At 67.0% G+C, this 16,986-nt stretch carries 17 protein-coding genes; 11 read left to right on the forward strand and 6 right to left on the reverse strand.

The window, feature by feature from the left end; genetic code table 11:
- Positions 1–22: 22 nt before the first annotated feature.
- The 5 genes from LRS53_RS15800 to LRS53_RS15825 all read left to right on the forward strand — a co-directional run bounded on the left by LRS53_RS15800 (position 23) and on the right by LRS53_RS15825 (position 3,010).
- Positions 23–979, forward strand: coding sequence for a LysR substrate-binding domain-containing protein (locus LRS53_RS15800; RefSeq protein ID WP_231356536.1), 957 nt, complete (start codon positions 23–25; stop codon positions 977–979).
- Positions 980–1,032: 53 nt separating this feature from the next.
- On the forward strand, positions 1,033–1,413 hold the full coding sequence (locus LRS53_RS15805; protein WP_231356537.1) for a lysozyme inhibitor LprI family protein: 381 nt from the start codon (positions 1,033–1,035) through the stop codon (positions 1,411–1,413).
- Positions 1,414–1,483: 70 nt separating this feature from the next.
- Complete coding sequence (locus tag LRS53_RS23655; RefSeq protein WP_269216738.1) at positions 1,484–2,140, forward strand: DUF2726 domain-containing protein; 657 nt, start codon at positions 1,484–1,486, stop codon at positions 2,138–2,140.
- A 16-nt stretch (positions 2,141–2,156) separates the two neighbouring features.
- On the forward strand, positions 2,157–2,483 hold the full coding sequence (locus tag LRS53_RS15820) for a hypothetical protein (protein ID WP_160922814.1): 327 nt from the start codon (positions 2,157–2,159) through the stop codon (positions 2,481–2,483).
- A gap of 53 nt (positions 2,484–2,536) precedes the next feature.
- On the forward strand, positions 2,537–3,010 hold the full coding sequence (locus LRS53_RS15825; RefSeq protein WP_017638965.1) for a GNAT family N-acetyltransferase: 474 nt from the start codon (positions 2,537–2,539) through the stop codon (positions 3,008–3,010).
- Positions 3,011–3,256: 246 nt separating this feature from the next.
- On the opposite strand, the gene LRS53_RS15830 is transcribed toward LRS53_RS15825, so the two are convergent.
- Positions 3,257–4,273, reverse strand: a complete 1,017-nt coding sequence (locus tag LRS53_RS15830; protein WP_231356538.1) for a LacI family DNA-binding transcriptional regulator — start codon at positions 4,271–4,273, stop codon at positions 3,257–3,259.
- A 186-nt stretch (positions 4,274–4,459) separates the two neighbouring features.
- Between LRS53_RS15830 and LRS53_RS15835 the strand changes: the two genes are divergently transcribed.
- Positions 4,460–4,993, forward strand: a complete 534-nt coding sequence (locus tag LRS53_RS15835; RefSeq protein ID WP_231356539.1) for a gluconokinase — start codon at positions 4,460–4,462, stop codon at positions 4,991–4,993.
- A 203-nt stretch (positions 4,994–5,196) separates the two neighbouring features.
- Positions 5,197–6,549 (forward strand): GntP family permease, encoded by a 1,353-nt coding sequence (locus tag LRS53_RS15840; protein WP_017638968.1) that lies wholly within the window; start codon positions 5,197–5,199, stop codon positions 6,547–6,549.
- Between the two features lie 4 nt (positions 6,550–6,553).
- On the opposite strand, the gene LRS53_RS15845 is transcribed toward LRS53_RS15840, so the two are convergent.
- The 3 genes from LRS53_RS15845 to LRS53_RS15855 form a co-directional block, all read right to left on the reverse strand.
- Complete coding sequence (locus LRS53_RS15845) at positions 6,554–8,107, reverse strand: alkaline phosphatase D family protein (RefSeq protein WP_231356540.1); 1,554 nt, start codon at positions 8,105–8,107, stop codon at positions 6,554–6,556.
- Positions 8,108–8,169: 62 nt separating this feature from the next.
- On the reverse strand, positions 8,170–8,472 hold the full coding sequence (locus LRS53_RS15850; RefSeq protein WP_064306701.1) for a putative quinol monooxygenase: 303 nt from the start codon (positions 8,470–8,472) through the stop codon (positions 8,170–8,172).
- Positions 8,473–8,560: 88 nt separating this feature from the next.
- On the reverse strand, positions 8,561–8,965 hold the full coding sequence (locus LRS53_RS15855; protein ID WP_017638971.1) for an RcnB family protein: 405 nt from the start codon (positions 8,963–8,965) through the stop codon (positions 8,561–8,563).
- Between the two features lie 325 nt (positions 8,966–9,290).
- Here LRS53_RS15855 and LRS53_RS15860 point away from each other — a divergent pair, with 325 nt between their 5' ends.
- The 3 genes from LRS53_RS15860 (at position 9,291) to trmA (ending at position 13,249) form a co-directional block, all read left to right on the forward strand.
- Positions 9,291–10,682: an MFS transporter gene (locus LRS53_RS15860; RefSeq protein WP_231356541.1), complete on the forward strand. Its 1,392-nt coding sequence runs from the start codon at positions 9,291–9,293 to the stop codon at positions 10,680–10,682.
- 122 nt (positions 10,683–10,804) lie between these two features.
- Positions 10,805–12,100 carry an NCS2 family permease gene (locus LRS53_RS15865; protein ID WP_064306703.1) on the forward strand — a complete coding sequence of 432 codons (1,296 nt, stop codon included), beginning with the start codon at positions 10,805–10,807 and terminating at the stop codon, positions 12,098–12,100.
- A 60-nt stretch (positions 12,101–12,160) separates the two neighbouring features.
- Positions 12,161–13,249: a tRNA (uridine(54)-C5)-methyltransferase TrmA gene (gene trmA / locus LRS53_RS15870; RefSeq protein WP_231356542.1), complete on the forward strand. Its 1,089-nt coding sequence runs from the start codon at positions 12,161–12,163 to the stop codon at positions 13,247–13,249.
- A gap of 536 nt (positions 13,250–13,785) precedes the next feature.
- On the opposite strand, the gene LRS53_RS15875 is transcribed toward trmA, so the two are convergent.
- Together LRS53_RS15875 and ptrR are read right to left on the reverse strand one after the other, a co-directional pair.
- A complete protein-coding gene (locus LRS53_RS15875) occupies positions 13,786–14,706 on the reverse strand; it encodes a Gfo/Idh/MocA family protein (protein ID WP_231356543.1) in 921 nt (306 codons plus the stop codon).
- A gap of 50 nt (positions 14,707–14,756) precedes the next feature.
- Complete coding sequence (gene ptrR, locus LRS53_RS15880; protein ID WP_017638978.1) at positions 14,757–15,641, reverse strand: putrescine utilization regulator PtrR; 885 nt, start codon at positions 15,639–15,641, stop codon at positions 14,757–14,759.
- A gap of 102 nt (positions 15,642–15,743) precedes the next feature.
- Between ptrR and LRS53_RS15885 the strand changes: the two genes are divergently transcribed.
- Complete coding sequence (locus tag LRS53_RS15885) at positions 15,744–16,892, forward strand: YbfB/YjiJ family MFS transporter (protein ID WP_231356544.1); 1,149 nt, start codon at positions 15,744–15,746, stop codon at positions 16,890–16,892.
- The last annotated feature ends 94 nt before the right edge of the window (positions 16,893–16,986 follow it).

The raw sequence follows: 16,986 nt of genomic DNA on the forward strand, positions 1-16,986 counted from the left end.
CTCAGGAAAACTAAGGCTCAGCGTGACCACTCCCCTTCCCCTCAACGCCCTGCGCGCCTTTGCCGCCGCCGCGCGGCACCAACAGTTCGCCAGGGCCGCGGACGAGCTGCACGTCACCGCCGGCGCCATCAGTCGACAAATCCGCCTGCTCGAAGCCGAGCTGGGGCAACCGCTGTTCGAGCGCCTGCCCCAGGGGGTGCGGCTTACTGCCCAGGGTCGCGCCCTCGCGGCCGAGATTGCGCCGCACCTCGACGGCCTCGCCCGCGCCGTGGCGCGGGCACGGGTCAAGAGCAGTGTCCTGACCGTCAGCGCGCCGCCTACCTTTGGCCAGGAGTGGCTATTGCCGCGCCTGGAAGACTTCCAGCGACAGCATCCGGACATCGAGGTATTTCTCGACGCCTCGTCCGCCATCGTGCCCCTGGGCACCGAGGGCGGTGCCCAGGCGGCGATCCGCTATGGCCGGGGCGACTGGCAGGACGGCGAGACCCGCCTGCTGCTGCGCGAATGGATCTTTCCGGTGTGCAGCCCGGCGCTGATCCCGACACCGCTGGCAGAACCCGCCGCCTTGCTGGACTATCCGCTGCTGCATGCCGAATGGCCCGGCGGCTGGCGCTCGGGGCGTCCCAGCAGCCGTTTCAACGCCTGGCAGGACTGGTTCGCCAGCCAGCAGGTGCCCCTGGGCGACAGCCTGCGCGGCCCACGCTATTCTCTGAGCGGCATGGCCCTGCAACAGGCGGCGGCCGGCAAGGGCGTGGCCCTCGGCGGCTGCGTGCTGGCCCAACGGATGCTCGCCAGTGGTGCCCTGGTGCGGCCCCTGCCGGATCGGTTCAACCAGCTCTCGACCCAGGCCTACTTCCTGGTGTTGCCCAAAGGTCCGGTGGACGCCCCGGTGCAGCGCTGGATCGACTGGCTGCTGGTGCAGATCCGCCACTTCCGCGACACCCAGGGCGAGACCCAGGAGACCGGCGGCGCTTGGTGAGCGCCCTCCACTTGCGGCAGTCTGAAGGGACTGCCGTCCAGATAGCTGCCTCCATGTCCGCCTTTCGCCTGTCCTCGCTGCTGCTCGTCCTGACCATTCCAACCCTGGCGCTCGCCGCCGAACAGCCGCCTGCCGACTGCGACCGCCAGGGCAGCGAGGCCCAGTTGGCGGCCTGCGCCGCCGGGGATCTGGCCGCCGCCGAAGCCCGGCTGGCTGACGTCTACAGCCGACGGCTGGCTGCCACCTCCCCCACGCAACGACCCGCCTTCGAGCGACTGCAACAGCTCTGGCAAGACGATCGGGCGCCCCGCTGCGCCACCGCCACCCGCGGTTTCCAGGGCGCCATGCAGCAGCTGCAGTACCTGAGCTGTCTGAAGTCGGTGACCCTGCTGCGCCTGGACGATCTGCAACGGCAACTACCGCGGCGCGACTGACGCTTCGTCGCCCGCGCTGCTGTCCGGCGCCGGAACTCACTATCATGGCGCCCCGCTGTTGGAGTTCGCGATGTACGAGCGTTACCTGCCCCTGCTGGTCCTGGCCGGACTGCTGTTCCTAGGGGCATCGTGGTGGTGGCAACGCCGTCGCCAGGCCGCCTTTCCCTATCGCCAGGTCGAAGCCCTCTTCACCCCCGCCGAACAGGCCTTTCTCGCCGTGCTCGACGAGGCCGTGGGCGACGACTACCGGGTGTTCGGCAAGGTGCGCATCGCCGATGTGGTCCAGACCTTGCCGCTGCGCGATCGCCGCCGCTACCTGATCGCGCAGAATCGCATCAACTGCAAGCACTTCGACTTCGCCATCTGCCGCCGCGACGACCTCGCCGTACACGCGGTGGTCGAACTCAACGACAGGTCGCACCTGCAGCGTCATCGGCAGCAACGCGACCGCTTCGTCCGCGCGGTGTGCGAGGCCGCCCAGTTGCGTCTGGTGGAGATCCCGGCGGCGGCGCGCTATTCCGCCAGTGCCGTACACGACGCCGTGTTCGGCGGGCGCCGGCCGCGCAACCGAAAGGTAGCGCCCAACCAGGCGCTGGCGCCGGAGTGCCCCGAGTGCCAGGCGTCCATGGTCCGCCGCCGTGCGCGCAGCGGTCGCCACCAGGGGCGGGAATTCTGGGCCTGCTCGAACTACCCGGACTGCCGCGCCCTGCTCGACATCGACGACTGACCAAGGGGCCCCTGCCATGCGCTATCCCACCACTCCGGACGGTCGTTATTTCGTGGTCAGGGGCCGGCTCTGGCGCTGTACCGATCCCAGCCTGCCCGCCGACCGCCGCGACGCCCTGACCCATGAGCTGATGGACGCCCGTCGCCAGGTGGGCGTGGCCAAGCGCCAGGGTGACGACGCGGCCCTGCGCACCGCCCGCGCCGCGGTGGACGCCGCCAAGCATGCCTTGGGTGAACGCGGACCGGTCTGGTGGACCGATGGCGCACCCGATTACAACCGTCGGATGGCCAAGAACACGCCCTATGCCGACTGGTACCAGCAGCTGGCGGCGGAGGCTTCCTGACCTGCGCCGTGCGGCGTAAGGTGGAGGGTTGACTCCTCTTGCGAGCACCGCTCTTGCGTATCCGTCCCGCCTTCGTCACCGACCTCGCCGCCATCTGCCGCCTGGCCGAACAACTCGCCGAGCAGCATCACCGACAGGCCCCGGCGACCTTTGCCGCGCCCTCCGGCGGCTGGCGCGACCAAGACTACTGGGCCGCCCAGCTGGAGCCGGACGATGGGGTGATGTTCGTCGGCGAGGCCAGGGGCGAACTGGTGGGCTTCGTCACTGCACGACTGTCCGATACCCGCTCGATTTCCTTTCTGCAGCCCTTGGTCCTCTGCCGGATCGGCACCCTGGTGGTGGCCGCCAACCACCGACGGCTGGGCGTAGGCGCACGGTTGCTGGAAGCCGTGGAAGCCTGGGCCCGGGACAACGACGTCGACGAATTGCGCCTGGAGGTCATGGAATTCAACGAAGATGCCCAGGCGTTCTATGCACGCCAGGATTTCCAGGGCCAGTCACGGATCCTGGCCAAGGCATTGCGGTAGATGGGCGCTAGCGAATCGCGGCCATGGGCCGCTCCTACGGTCGGCACGAAGCGGTAGGAGCGTAAGTGGCTCGGCCCCGTAGGTTGGCGCTGAGCGTAGCGAAGCCCAACATCGTCGGACCCCTGTTGGGCTTCGACAATGGAGCTGTCTCAAACCAACCTACGCGGGTGCCGTAGGTTGGCGCTGAGCGTAGCGAAGCCCAACGTTGCCGGATCGAAGCCTCGCTAGGAGCCTTCGACGCTGACCCTACACACTCTCCCGGCTCACCAGCTCGAACCCCAGGTCCACGCAGGTCAGTTGGCTGCGACCGTCGAGCAGGCCCAGCAGGAGGGTCGCCGCCTGGCGCCCCACCGCGGCGCGCGGGGTCTGGATGGAGGTCAATCGGGGCACCGTGTGCGCCGAGCCGGGCAGGTCGTTGAAGCCCAGCACCGAGACCCGCTCCGGGATGGCGATTCCCAGCCGCTGGGCCTCGAACAGCGCGCCCTGGGCAAGGTCGTCGTTGCAGAAGAACAGGCCGTCGACATCCGGCCGGCGGGCCAACAGCTCGCGAAACTGCTGGGCGCCCAGGCCCACGGACGACGGCTGCGAATCCAGCACGTCCAGACTCGGATCGTAGCAACCCGCCTCGCGCAACACCTGGCGAAACCCTTCACCCCGGGCCAGCGCCCGCGGGTCGAGCTGGGCGGCGACATAACCCAGCCGTTTGCGCCCCGCCGCCAGCAGATGCCGCGCCGCGGCAGCGCCGGCGGCATGCTGGGAAAAGCCCACGCTGGGCACCCCGCCAGCCGGATCCAGCTCCATCATATGCACCCGCGGTACCCCACTGGCCGCCAAAAGCTGACGGGCGGCGTCGGTACGGTCGAAGCCGGTCAGCAGCAGGCCCCGGGGCTGATAGGCCAGGTAGTTGCGGATCAGCTTCTCCTCCTCTTCGGGATCGTAGTGGTAGTTGCCGATCAGCACCTCCAGGCCACGGGGGCGCAGGACCTCGTGGATGGCCTCCAGCGGCTCGATGAACAGATGGTTGGACAGCGAGGGGACCAGCACCACCACCGAGTGCCCCTGGGCCGAGGCCAGGGCGCGGGCGGCCGGATTGGTGACATAGCCGAGACGCGCGGCGGCTTCCTGCACGCGGGTGACCAACTCGGGCGCCACGCTGGCGACACCACGCAAGGCCCGCGAGGCCGTGATGGGCGAAACACCGGCCTGCAGCGCCACCTCGGTGAGGGTGGGCCGACCGGAACTACGAGAACCCGTTCGATTCATTGTTATGGTTTCAGGCTTGTCAAGGACGGAGAACGCGCCTAAGGTAGCGCTGTCTCACCAGACACTACAAGCCTGGCGTGTCCTTCAGGAACACGTCGGCATTCGGCCTAACAAGATCGACAAGAACTGGAAGCCGCTCCCTCTTTCATTTTCCGGGGTAGCGCTGTCTCCAGACCGGAGGTGACGATGAACACTCCCATTCCCGCGCTGGTGGTCATGGGCGTCGCAGGCTGCGGCAAGAGCAGCGTCGGCGCGGCCATCGCCGAGCAGGACGGTGGCCGCCTGATCGAAGGCGATGCCTTCCACCCCGCCGCCAACATCACCAAGATGAGCGCCGGCATTCCCCTCGACGATGAAGATCGCGTTGGCTGGCTGACCCGCCTCGGTGAGGAACTGGCTGCTGCCGTGGCCGCGGGCGAACGTCCCGTACTCACCTGTTCCGCGCTCAAGCGCCGCTATCGCGACCAGCTGCGCCAGGCCGTGCCCGGTCTCGGTTTCGTCTTTCTCGAACTGACCCGCGAGACCGCGGCCCAGCGCGTCGCCAATCGTCCAGGGCACTTCATGCCCGCCAGCCTGATCGACAGCCAGTTCGCCGCCCTGGAAGCACCCCACGGTGAACCGGCTACGCTGGTAGTGGACGCCCGCGATCCGCTGGCCGCCATCGGCACCCAGGTGTCGGCCTGGTGGACCACCTCGGCGCGCCTGGCCCAACCGGCCTGACGAGACAGCGCTACCCATTCCAACCCTTAGAATCTGTTCAAAGTCTCGCGAGCTAGAGACAAACAAGGCGAAAAGGGCTGAGGAAGCGGAGTTTACGAAGGGTAAATGAGCATTCCGAAGCCATTTTCAACGCAGTTTGGCCGACGCGCAGCAGACTTTGAATAGGCTCTTACAACGCCCACAACAACAATAGGAGAGGCGCCATGTTCGGCATGGACCACAACAGCTTCCTTCTGCTCGACGCCCTGGTCACCATCATCGGCCTGGTGCTCTTGATCACCAAGTTCAAGGTCCATCCCTTCATCGCCCTGACCATCGCCTCGGGCTTTCTCGGCCTGACCTCCGGCATGCCGGTGGAAAAGGTCATGAAATCCTTCCAGGACGGCTTCGGCGGCGTGCTCGGCTTCGTCGGCATCCTGCTCGGCCTGGGCACCATGCTCGGCAAGCTGATGGCCGATTCCGGCGGCGCCGACCAGATCGCCCAGACGCTGATCCGCGCCTTCGGCATCAAGCGCGTGCACTGGGCGATGATGTTCGCCGCCTTCCTGGTGGGCATCCCGCTGTTCTTCGAGATCGGCTTCGTGCTGCTGGCGCCCCTGGTGTTCATCGTCGCCCGCCGTACCGGGTTGTCGCTGGTCAAACTGGGTATTCCGCTGCTGGCCGGCCTGTCCGCCGTGCACGGCCTGGTGCCGCCGCACCCGGGTCCGCTGCTGGCGGTCGGGGTGTTCGGTGCCGACATCGGCAAGACCATCTTCTATGGCCTGCTGGTCGGCCTGCCCACCGCCATGATCGCCGGTCCCATCTTCGGTGCCTGGATCTCCAAGCGCATCCCCGGTTCGGCCAACGCCGAGCTGGTCGCCCAGATCGCCCAGGAAACCGACAACCGCAACCTGCCGGGCTTCGGCATCACCGTGTTCACCGTGCTGCTGCCGGTGATCCTGATGCTGCTCAAGGCCTTCGCCGACATCTTCTTCGCCGCCGACAACCACTTCCGCATCTGGATGGACTTCATCGGCCACCCCATCACCGCCCTCCTCGCCGCCCTGCTGCTGAGCTTCTACAGCTTCGGCACCGCCTGCGGCTTCTCTCGCGAGAAGATCGTCAAGCTGCTCGACCAGAGCCTGGCGCCAGTGGCGGCCATCGTGCTGATCGTCGGCGCCGGCGGTGGTTTCAAGCAGATGCTGGTGGCCAGCGGCGTGGGTGAGGTGATCGGCAACCTGGCGGTGCAGACGCAGATCTCGCCGATCCTGCTGACCTGGCTGGTGGCGGCGGTGATCCGCGTGGCCACCGGTTCCGCCACTGTGGCGACCATCACCGGCGCCGGCATCGTCGCCCCCGTGGTGGCGCTGGTGCCCGGCGTGAACAAGGAACTGCTGGTGCTGGCCGCCGGCGCCGGTTCGGTGATCCTGTCCCACGTCAACGACGCCGGCTTCTGGCTGGTGAAGCAATACTTCAACATGACCGTGGCCGAGACCTTCAAGACCTGGTCGATGATGGAAACCATCCTCTCGGTGGTGGCCCTGGCCTTCATCATGCTGCTGTCGCTGTTCGTCTGAGCCGTTAGATAGGGACGGCCCCTGGCCGTCCCCCCTCCACCACGAAACTCGCCCGGTTGCTGCGCTCGGCATCCGGACGGGTTCGGTCACTGATGGTGCGCAGGTCCACCTGCAGCCGCTCCCGCGTCAGTTCCAGGGCCAGATAGCCGCGCTGCCGACTGTCGAAGAAGCGCACCTGGGGATTCTCCGGCAACAGCGCCTGGAAACGTCCGTAGTCCGGGCCGTCCGAGGTGATGGAGGTGCCGACGAATTCACTCGCCACCACCGGACTCCGCTCGTCTTCCGGGTCGCGGTGCAGATCCGTGACCCAGAACGAATGGATATCGCCGCCCAGGGTTACCGGATTGGCCAGGCGACTGTCGGCCATGGCCGCGAGCAGCCGCTCGCGGGTAGCCGGATAGCCATCCCAGCCATCGGTCCAGCGCGCTGGATCGCCATTGGGCAGACGTTGGCGCAAGGGTGCCAGCAAGAGATCCTGGGCGACCAGATTCCAACGGGTGGCATTGTGCCGAAAGCCATCCAGCAACCAGCCCTCCTGGGCCTGCCCGAGCATGCTGCGCGCGGTATCGCGCAAGCCCGGGCAGTCCGGGGCGACCAGATGACCACCGTGGGTCTTGGCCGTGGCGCAGGCCGGTTCGCTGCGGTACTGGCGACCATCGAGCAGATGGATCTCGGCCAGGTCGCCAAAGCGCCACCGGTCATAGAGGCGCAGCGCTGTGCCCTGGGTGCGCCAGCTGCGCAGGGGTACGTGCTCGCGAAAGGCTTGGTAGGCCGCCTGCCGTCGCGCGGCGAAGGCGGCCAGGCTGACCCGAGGATCCGCCGACCAGGGACCGGAATAGTCATTCTGCACCTCGTGGTCGTCCCAGGTGATGACACTGGTGACCTTGGCGTGCAGGTACTGCAGATCGGGATCGGTGCGATACAGGGCATGGCGCCGCCGGTAGCTGGCGAGGTCCCGGGCCTCCGGCAGGCCGTGTCGGCGTACCGTCGGCAGATGCAGGGGTACGTTGCCTTCATAGAGGTAGTCGCCCAGGAAGAGCGCCAGATCCGGCTGTTCGTCGGCCATATGCCGGTAGGCACTGAAGAAGCCTTTCTCATAGTGGGAACAGGAGGCGGCCACCAGCTTGAGACGCTGCGGCGCACTGGCCGAAGGCGGCAAGGTGGTGGCTTGGCCGATCCGACTCCGATGTCCCAGGGCGGTGAAGCGATACCAGTAGGCGCGCCCCGGGAGCAGATCGACCAGGGTGATCGCCAGGCTGAAAGCCGCCTGAGGCCGCGCCTGGGCCATGCCGCGCTGCACCACCTGGCGCAGCCCCGGATCCAAGGCGACCTCCCACTGCACCTCGACCGGGCTGCGCAGACCGCCCAGGCCATCTGCGGCCAAAGGGTCCGGTGCCAGCCGTGTCCAGATGACGAAGCCATCGACGGCAGGATCGCCACTGGCAACGCCCAGGGTGAAAGGATCGGCTTGCGGTTCGCGAGCGCTGCAACCGGCGAACCAGGGCGCGCTCAGACCCAGGCCGAGCAGGCCCAGCGCTTGACGTCTCGAGGTGCTCATCCAGGCCTCCGCGAAAAGAGGCCAGGGTGACTCAGGCAGGTGACAACAGGATGTCGCCGAACTCAGGCCAGCGGCAATTCTTCCAGGATCATGACCTGCGGTGCCTCGCTGAGCAAGCCGTCGAGATCGCTCAGCAGTTGCTTGAAGTGCGCGGTTTCTTCGTGCTCGGCGAGGGCTTCGCGACTGGCCCAACGCTCGATGAAGACATAGCGCCCCTCATGGCTCGGATCGCGATGCGGGGTATAGAAGTGGCAGGCGGGTTCGGCGCGGGAAGGAGCGACGATGGCGCGCATCGCGTTTTCGACGGCCGCAGCCTGGCCAGGCTTGGCCTGCAGAATGGCGACGATGCGGATTTCACTGGTCATGCGGGAGACTCCGAAAAGGGTGTTTCAGGATGCTGCCTGGACACCCCGAACACTACGGGGCCGATCATTCGGCCCCGGCCACGATGGCTCACTGCTTGGCTTTGACGATCTTGTCGATCACCGCGTTACTGCGCTTGATCAGCACGTAGTCGGAACCGATCTTCACCCACTGGCTGTCTTCGCCCGGCTGTTCCAGTCCGTGCTTCTTCCAGTCCTTGATCACGTACTCATCGCGGATGTACTTGCGTGGCGCCCGGCCACCCTCTTCGAGTTCAAAGGTAGGATGATCAGGGTCGTGGGTAACAGCCTCGTCGCTCTGATTGGCATCCTTCTTGTTGACCTTGTTCTGGTACTGCGCGTTGGTGGGCTCCGAAGCCGCCTTGTCGGCGGCCGGCTTGGTCGGCGTCATGGACTCGGGCGCGGCCTGGACCTGCAGGGCACCTGCCAGGACGACGGTACCCAGAGCCAGGGAGAGCAGCGATTGCTTGATCATGGGGGTGTTTCTCCTCTGCGTTCGAGGTTTTGACCCCGCGCTCAGCGGAAAAGCTCCACGACTACCTGCGGACGCACCGTTGGCCTTACCAGCGTTCGTCCCGATCGGTCCTGCAGGATCAGCCCCCACCCTTGGCTATCGTTCACATCCTTCATGCAACGAATCCCTGGTGGCGACGACAGCTGGCGAAACCGTCTCATCTCGACGCTGGCAGTCTGGCTGGCAGGTGCCGGCGATTCCTCGACCTTTATCGGTAAGCCAGGGCTGGCGAGCCTTGCAGCACCTCAGGCAGAGTAGCCCACCTCTTTTCCGGACGCGCGCACTCATGGAACGCTGGAAGATTCTCGCCGGCCTGGTGAGCTTCACCTTCTTCATGGAAAACCTGGACGCCACCGTGATCGCCACGGCCCTGCCGCAGATGGCCCTGTCCTTCGGCCGTGATCCGGTGGACCTCAACCTGGGCATCAGCGCCTATCTGCTGGCCATCGCCGTGGGTATCCCGGTGAGCGGCTGGATCGCCGAGCGCTTCGGTCCGCGACCGGTCTTTACCCTGGCCATCGGCGTCTTCACCCTGGCCTCGCTGCTGTGCGGGATAGCCCAGTCCCTGGAGCAATTCATCGCCGCGCGCATCCTTCAGGGGCTCGGCGGCGCCCTCATGGTCCCCGTGGGCCGCCTGGTGGTGCTGCAGGTGACGGAGAAGCACGAACTGGTGCGGGCCATCGCTCTCATTACCTGGCCCGGCCTGGTGGCGCCCGTGCTCGGTCCGCCCCTGGGTGGCCTGATCACTACCTATGCCGACTGGCGCTGGATCTTCTACCTCAACCTGCCATTGGGCTTGATCGCCCTGGTGCTAGCCTGGCGCCTGGTGCCGGCCGACATCCCCACCCAGCGGCATCCGCTGGACTGGCGCGGTTTCCTGCTGCTGGGCGGGGCCTGTGTGGCCTTCATGTGGGGCGTGGAGCGCCTCGGCCAGAATCAGGGCAGCCTGGGTAGCAACCTGGCCTGGATGGGCATAGGGCTGATCCTCGGCACCAAGGCGGTGCGTCACATGGCCCGTATCGAACGACCGCTGATCGATTTTGGCACACTGCGCATCCCCACCTACCGCGCGGCCATCCTCGGCGGCGGGCTGTTCCGCATCACCATCGCCACCGCGCCCTTCCTGCTGCCGCTGATGTTCCAACTGGCCTTCGGACTGGACGCCTTCCAGGCCGGGCTGCTCCTGCTGGCGCTGTTTGCCGGCAACCTGGCGGCCAAGCCCTTTACCACCGCCACCATGCGCCGCTTTGGCCTGCGCCGCATCCTCACCGTCAACGGCCTGCTCAGCGCCCTGAGCCTGTTGGCTTGCGGCCTGCTCACCCCGGACTGGCCCTTGCCGGCGATCCTGCTCCTGCTGTTCTTCAGCGGGGTGTTCCGCTCGCTGCAGTTCACCGCCAGCAATGCCCTGGCCTTCGCCGACATCCCCAAGGACCGCCTGGGGCATGCCTCCACCCTCTTCAGCACCAATTTCCAGCTGGCCATGGGCCTGGGCGTGGCCATCGCCGCCCTGTTGCTACGCGCCTCGATGGAGTGGCACGGCCATTTCGACCCGCAATTGGCAGACTTTCGGCTAGCCTTTTGCATCGTGGCCGTGCTCGGCATCCTGAGCACCCTGGATGCCTTCCGCCTGGCCCGCAATGCCGGCGATTCGGTCAGCGGCCATACCTCTGGAAGTTGACCAACCGGACAGTGCTCGACGCGATGCCGATTGGGGGGTAGGTCCTAGCGTCTTACCCGTGTTTACCGACCTGTTATGATGCGCGCCTTTTTCCGATCAGACCGGCGCGCACGAGGCATCCCATGCTGGAAAGACTCTTCCAACTCAAGGCCCACAACACCTCTGTCCGCACCGAACTGCTGGCCGGGGTCACCACCTTCCTGGCCATGGCCTACATCCTGTTCGTCAACCCGAGCATCCTCGGCGCCACCGGCATGGACAAGGGCGCGATCTTCGTCGCCACCTGCCTGGCCGCCGCCATCGGCTCGGCGCTCATGGGACTCATCGCCAACTACCCCATCGCCCTCGCCCCGGGCATGGGCCTCAACGCCTTCTTCACCTACACCGTGGTCCTGCACCTGGGCCATACCTGGCAGGTGGCCCTGGGCGCGGTATTCCTCTCGGCGCTGATGTTCTTCCTGCTGTCGATCTTTCGCATCCGCGAATGGATCATCAACAGCATCCCGCTCCCGCTGCGCTCGGGCATCGCCGCCGGCATCGGCCTGTTCCTGGCGCTGATCGCCCTGCAGACCGCCGGCATCGTGGTGGGTAATCCGGCGACCCTGGTGGGCCTGGGCGACCTGTCCAAGCCGGGTCCGCTGCTGGCCATCCTCGGCTTCTTCCTGATCGTCGCGCTCGAAGCGCGCAAGGTCACCGGCGCGGTGCTGATCGGCATCCTGGTGGTCACCGTGATCGCCATCGCCCTGGGCGTCAGTGCCTTCGGCGGGCTGGTCTCCATGCCGCCGTCGCTGGCACCGACCTTCCTGCAGCTGGATATCCGGGGCGCCCTGGACGTCGGCCTGATCAGCGTCATCTTCGCCTTTCTGTTCGTCGACCTGTTCGACAACTCCGGCACCCTGATCGGCGTGGCCAAGCGCGCCGGCCTGATGGGCAAGGACGGCCACCTGCCGAAGATGGGCCGCGCCCTGATCGCCGACAGCTCCGCCGCCATGTTCGGCTCGCTGCTGGGCACCTCCACCACCACCAGCTACATCGAATCCGCCGCGGGGGTTTCCGCGGGTGGTCGTACCGGCCTTACCGCCGTGGTGGTCGCGGTGCTGTTCCTGCTGGCGCTGTTCTTCGCCCCCCTGGCCGGTAGCGTGCCCGCCTTCGCCACCGCCCCGGCGCTGTTCTTCATCGCCGTGCTGATGACCTCGGGGCTGGCCGAGATCGAGTGGGACGACCTGACCACCGCCGCCCCGGTGCTGGTCACCGCCCTGGCCATGCCGCTGACCTATTCCATCGCCAACGGCATCGCCTTCGGCTTCATCGCCTGGACCGTCATCAAGCTGCTGTCCGGTCGCACCCGCGAGCTGAATTCGGCGCTGATCGTGCTGTCGATCCTGTTCGTCATCAAGCTGGGCTGGTTCAACGCCTGACCCCTCCCCTCGGGGCTCCGGCCCCGAGGTCTCCCCGCCTCACCCTGCCCCGGATCTACCATGTCCCAACCTTCCTTCGCTCCCGCCGACTACCAGGCTCAACTCGACGCCAAGGCCAACCGCCTGTGCGAACTGCTGGCGCCCTTCCAGGCCCCCGAGCCGGAGGTCTTCGCCTCGCCGCTGCAGCACTACCGGCTGCGCGCCGAATTCCGCCTGTGGCGGGAGAACGAGGAACGTCACTACGCCATGTTCGCTCCGGGCGACAAGCACACGCCGATCCTCATCGAAGACTTCCCCATCGCCAGCCAGCGCATCAATGACCTGATGCCGCGCCTCAAGGCCGGCTGGCAGGCGGACGTGGCGCTGTCGTTCAAGCTGTTCCAGGTGGAATTCCTCACCACCCTGGCCGGCGATGCACTGATCACCCTGGCCTACCACCGGCCATTGGACGCCGCCTGGCAAGCCGCCGCCGAGCGCCTGGCCGCCGACCTCGGCGTCAGCCTGATCGGTCGTTCCCGCGGCCAGCGCCTGGTGATCGGTCGCGACCATGTGCTCGAAGAACTGGAGGTGGCCGGGAAAACCTACCGCTATCTGCAACCCGAAGGCGGCTTCACCCAGCCCAATGGCACGGTCAACGGCAAGATGCTCTCCTGGGCCCATACCGCCCTGGGCGCGCGTGACGACGATCTGCTGGAGCTCTATTGCGGCAACGGTAATTTCACCCTGCCGCTGGCCAGTCGGGTGCGTAAGGTGCTGGCCACCGAGGTGAGCAAGACCTCGGTCAACGCCGCCCTGCACAACCTGGCCAGCAATGGCGTGGACAACGTCACCCTGGTGCGCCTCTCCGCCGAGGAACTGACCCAGGCGCTCAACGAGGTCCGGCCCTTCCGCCGCCTGGCCGGCGTGGAACTCAAGAGCTACGACTTCGGCACCGTCTTCGTCGACCCGCCCCGCGCCGGCATGGACCCGGACACCTGCGAACTGACCCGCCGCTTCGAACGCATCCTCTATATCTCCTGCAATCCCGAAACCCTGGCCGAGAACATCGCCCAGCTGCAGGACACCCATCGCATTACCCGCTGCGCCCTGTTCGACCAGTTCCCCTGGACGCACCACATGGAGAGTGGGGTGTTGCTGGAGCGGCGGTGAGGGCTTTGAGCGTCGAGGTAATCCGCGTGGAAAAGGTTGCGCCGTTTTCCACCCTACGCCGGGGCTGAGCGCCCCTCTCCCTCGGGGAGAGGGCTGGGGCGAGGGAAGCTACCGAGCCGTAGGTTGGGCTGAGACGGCTCCACCGTCGAAGCCCAACATGCCAGGCACCCTTCTTGGGCTTCGCTTCGCTCAACCCAACCTACAAAAGCCCACCATGATGCCCCCTCTCCCCGCGGGAGAGGGCTGGAGTGAGGGAGACCGAGCCGTAGGTTGGGCTGAGACGGCTCCATCGTCGAGGCCCAACAGCCAAGCCCCCCTGTTGGGCTTCGCTGCGCTCAGCCCAACCTACAAGAGCCCACCATGACGCCCCTTCTCCCTTGGGATAGGAGACCGAGCCGTAGGTTGGGCTGAGACGGCTCCATCGTCGAAGCCCAACAGCCAAGCCACCTGTTGGGCTTCGCTTTGCTCAGCCCAACCTACCAGGGCCCACCATGCCACCCCTCTCCACCGGGGAGAAGGCCGGGGTGAGGGAGGCCCTACTCGTGAAACTCCGCTACCGTCTCGCGCCGGCCATAGAGAAAGGCGTCGGCCACGTGGCGCAGCGGGGCCACGTCCACGTCGGAGCGGTTCTGGGCGACCAGCTCGGCGAAGCGGGCATAGAGGCCGGCGTATTCCCGGTCGGGGCCCTGGTGGGTCAGTTGGCCGTCCAGGTACAGCTCGCTGCCGCCCTTGCTCAGGGTCAGGCGACCGGCATCGGTGTCGACGTGGATGTCCCAGGTCTGGGGTCCGGTCTGCAGGAAGTCGAGGTCGGCGGCGATGGGCACGCCGGCGCTGTCAACGAAGGCCAGTTGCGCGGCCACCGGGGTCTGGCAGTTGCCGGGAACCTGCAGCGTCGCCTCCTTGAGAAAGAACGGCCGCGGCAGGAGGGCGGTGACGATGGACAGGGCATTGATGCCCGGATCGAAGACGCCCATGCCGCCCGGTTCCCAGATCCAGGCCTGACCGGGATGCCAGACGCGCACGTCTTCCTTCCACTCGATCCGCACCGCCTGGATGCGCTTGCCTTCCAGCCATTCGCGGGCTGGCTGCACACCCTGGGCATAGCGCGAATGCCAGGTGGCGAACAGCGACAGCCCCGCTGCCTCGGCCTGGCGGGCCAGGGCGTCCACTTCGCTCAGGGTCGCGCCCGGCGGCTTCTCCAACATCACGTGCTTGCCAGCGGCCAGGGCCTCGCGCGCCTGTTCGTAACGCACCGCCGCTGGCGCGCAGAGCGATACGGCGTCGATGGCCGGGCCATCTTCGAGCAGGGCGCTCAGGCTGGCATAGTGGGCGACGCCGTCGAGCTGGGCGTTGCGGCTGGCTACGGCGACCAGCTCGTAGTCGGGATTGGCGGCGAGCGCCGGCAGGTGCTGGTCACGGGCGATCTTGCCCAAACCGACGATGGCTATTCTTATCATGATCGTCCTCGGTAGACGGTAGGAGTCCGCCGCCTAGAATCGGGCAATCATCACACCAAAGCAACAGCTTCGCGATCGGTCTGCAAGCTCTCGCGCAACTCCAGCCAGCTGCGCAGATTGGCGCCCTCGCGGCCCTTGCGCCACATCAGCCAGGTGGTGGCCTGGGCGAAGCGCGCCTGGATCGGGTGACGCTGCACCCGCTCGCGGCCGGGCAGGCTGTCGAGCATGGACTCCGGCATCAGCGCCACCCCACCGGTGATCACGCAGGCCAGCATGCTGTGGTAGGACTCGATCTCCATCACCGGTCCACTGGGCACCCCCGCCGCGGCGTACCAGGTGTCCAGGTAGCGTCTATAGGAGCAACCGGCGCGAAAGCCGAACACCGGACGCCCGGCTACATCGGCCGGTGAGCGCACCGGGCCGAGTTCCAGCCCGGTGATCAGCACCAGGCGTTCCTCGAACCAGGGCTGGCCCTCCAGCGCCGCATCGGGCGCCGGGCCGTCCACCAGGGCGGCGTCCAGGCGACCGGCCAGCAGGCCTTCCACCAGTTCGCCGCTTGGGCCGCTGTGCACCTGCAGATTCACCTTGGGATAGCGCTGGTGGTAGCGCGCCAGCAGTCCCGGCAGATGGATGGCTGCGGTGCTGAACATGGAACCCAGGACGAAGGTGCCGGCCGGCTCCCCGCCCTGCACCGCGCTGCGTGCCTCGTCGGCCAGGGCGAACAGGCGATGGGCGTAGTCCAGCAGCCGGTGGCCGGCGGCGGTCAGGTGCAGCCGCTGGCGTTCGCGTAGGAACAGCTCCACCCCCAGCTTGTCTTCCAGCTGGCGCAGGCGCGTGGAGAGATTGGAGGGCACCCGGTTGAGCCGCTCGGCGGCCCGTACCAGCGAGCCCTCCTCAGCCACCGCCTGGAAGATGCGTAATTCGGCGAATTCCATACCTTTCTCTTTAGCTGAACATCTATTTCTCTATTATTCGTTTTTATTGATTAACTTCAAGGCCTAGGCTGTCAGCATCCACCTGTTACCGGAGCCTTTTCGATGACCGCCACTACCCGCCTGCTGGCCTGCCTGCTGGCCCTGGCCACCGCCATGGGCATCGGCCGCTTCGCCCTGACCCCCGCCCTGCCCCACCTGATCGCCGAGGGTCAGATCGACCTCACCGGCGCCAGTCTGCTGGCCGCGGCCAACTACCTGGGCTATCTGCTCGGGGCCCTGGACGCCCTCTTCGCCCGTCGCACCCATGCGCGCCTGGTCGGAGGCCTCTGGCTCTGCGCCGGCCTGACCCTGGCCTCCCTGCTGGCCGATGGCCTGGCCGCCCAGGCGCTGCTGCGCTTCGGCACCGGCCTGGCCAGTGCCTGGGTGCTGGTGATGGTGACCGGTCTGAGCCAGCCCCTGGCCGCCGAAGCCGGACGGCCGCGGCTCGGCGCCCTGGTCTTTACCGGTCCCGGGGTAGGCATCCTCATCAGCGGCCTGATGGCCCTGGTCAGCAATCGCCTGGGTGGCGATTCCAATCAGCTGTGGCTGAGCTACGGCCTGCTCGCCAGCGTGGCCACCCTGGCACTGCTGCCGCTGCTGCCACGGCGCGGTCCCGCCACCCCGCTGCCTACCACCGCCGCGGCGCCGACCAAGCGCTCGCCCGCCTTCAACCGCCTGATCCTGGCCTATGGCCTGGTGGGCGTCGGCTACATCCTGCCGGCGACATTCCTCTCGCAGATGGCCGCCAGCCGCTTCCACGGCCAGTGGCAGGCCGACCTCTTCTGGCCCGGCTATGGCCTGGCGGCAGCCCTGGGCGTGGTACTGGTGAGCCTGCGTCGCCCGGGCACCGATACCCGCCGGTGGCTGATCGCCACCCTCTGGCTGCAGGCGGCGGGTGTGCTGCTCTGCCTCTTGCCGGGCAGCCTGGCGCTGTTCCTCGGGGTGCTGCTCTGTGGCGGCCCCTTCCTCGCCTGCATGCAGCTGGTGATGCAATACGGCCGCGAGCTGGCACCGGCCACGCCGCAACGCAACGCGGGGGTACTGACCGCCAGCTTCGCCAGCGGCCAGTTGCTCGGTCCCTTGCTCGGCGCGGTGAGCAGTCACTTTGCCGGCGACCTGCAACCGGCCTTGGTGATCGCCGCCATGGGCCTGCTGTTCGCCGGGCTGCACCTGCGCCGCGCCAGGGCGTCGCTACAACGCTGCCTCGCCTGAATCGTTTCCGCTGCGGCCATTCGTCACAGAAGTAAAACTGGGTGGTTCCTTGTTTTGAAATGTTTCGCCGTTCCTGAGTACAGTGACCGCCGCG

Source organism: Pseudomonas sp. PLB05, from assembly GCF_021106615.1.
GTDB classification, from domain to species: domain Bacteria; phylum Pseudomonadota; class Gammaproteobacteria; order Pseudomonadales; family Pseudomonadaceae; genus Chryseomonas; species Chryseomonas benzopyrenica.

Coding starts and splice junctions, on each gene's coding strand:
- LRS53_RS15805 (WP_231356537.1), top strand. CDS start 1,033: ATGTCCGCCTTTCGCCTGTCCTCGCTGCTGCTCGTCCTGACCATTCCA.
- LRS53_RS23655 (WP_269216738.1), top strand. CDS start 1,484: ATGTACGAGCGTTACCTGCCCCTGCTGGTCCTGGCCGGACTGCTGTTC.
- LRS53_RS15820 (WP_160922814.1), top strand. CDS start 2,157: ATGCGCTATCCCACCACTCCGGACGGTCGTTATTTCGTGGTCAGGGGC.
- LRS53_RS15830 (WP_231356538.1), bottom strand. CDS start 4,273: ATGAATCGAACGGGTTCTCGTAGTTCCGGTCGGCCCACCCTCACCGAG.
- LRS53_RS15835 (WP_231356539.1), top strand. CDS start 4,460: ATGAACACTCCCATTCCCGCGCTGGTGGTCATGGGCGTCGCAGGCTGC.
- LRS53_RS15840 (WP_017638968.1), top strand. CDS start 5,197: ATGTTCGGCATGGACCACAACAGCTTCCTTCTGCTCGACGCCCTGGTC.
- LRS53_RS15845 (WP_231356540.1), bottom strand. CDS start 8,107: ATGAGCACCTCGAGACGTCAAGCGCTGGGCCTGCTCGGCCTGGGTCTG.
- LRS53_RS15850 (WP_064306701.1), bottom strand. CDS start 8,472: ATGACCAGTGAAATCCGCATCGTCGCCATTCTGCAGGCCAAGCCTGGC.
- LRS53_RS15855 (WP_017638971.1), bottom strand. CDS start 8,965: ATGATCAAGCAATCGCTGCTCTCCCTGGCTCTGGGTACCGTCGTCCTG.
- LRS53_RS15860 (WP_231356541.1), top strand. CDS start 9,291: ATGGAACGCTGGAAGATTCTCGCCGGCCTGGTGAGCTTCACCTTCTTC.
- LRS53_RS15865 (WP_064306703.1), top strand. CDS start 10,805: ATGCTGGAAAGACTCTTCCAACTCAAGGCCCACAACACCTCTGTCCGC.
- trmA (WP_231356542.1), top strand. CDS start 12,161: ATGTCCCAACCTTCCTTCGCTCCCGCCGACTACCAGGCTCAACTCGAC.
- LRS53_RS15875 (WP_231356543.1), bottom strand. CDS start 14,706: ATGATAAGAATAGCCATCGTCGGTTTGGGCAAGATCGCCCGTGACCAG.
- ptrR (WP_017638978.1), bottom strand. CDS start 15,641: ATGGAATTCGCCGAATTACGCATCTTCCAGGCGGTGGCTGAGGAGGGC.
- LRS53_RS15885 (WP_231356544.1), top strand. CDS start 15,744: ATGACCGCCACTACCCGCCTGCTGGCCTGCCTGCTGGCCCTGGCCACC.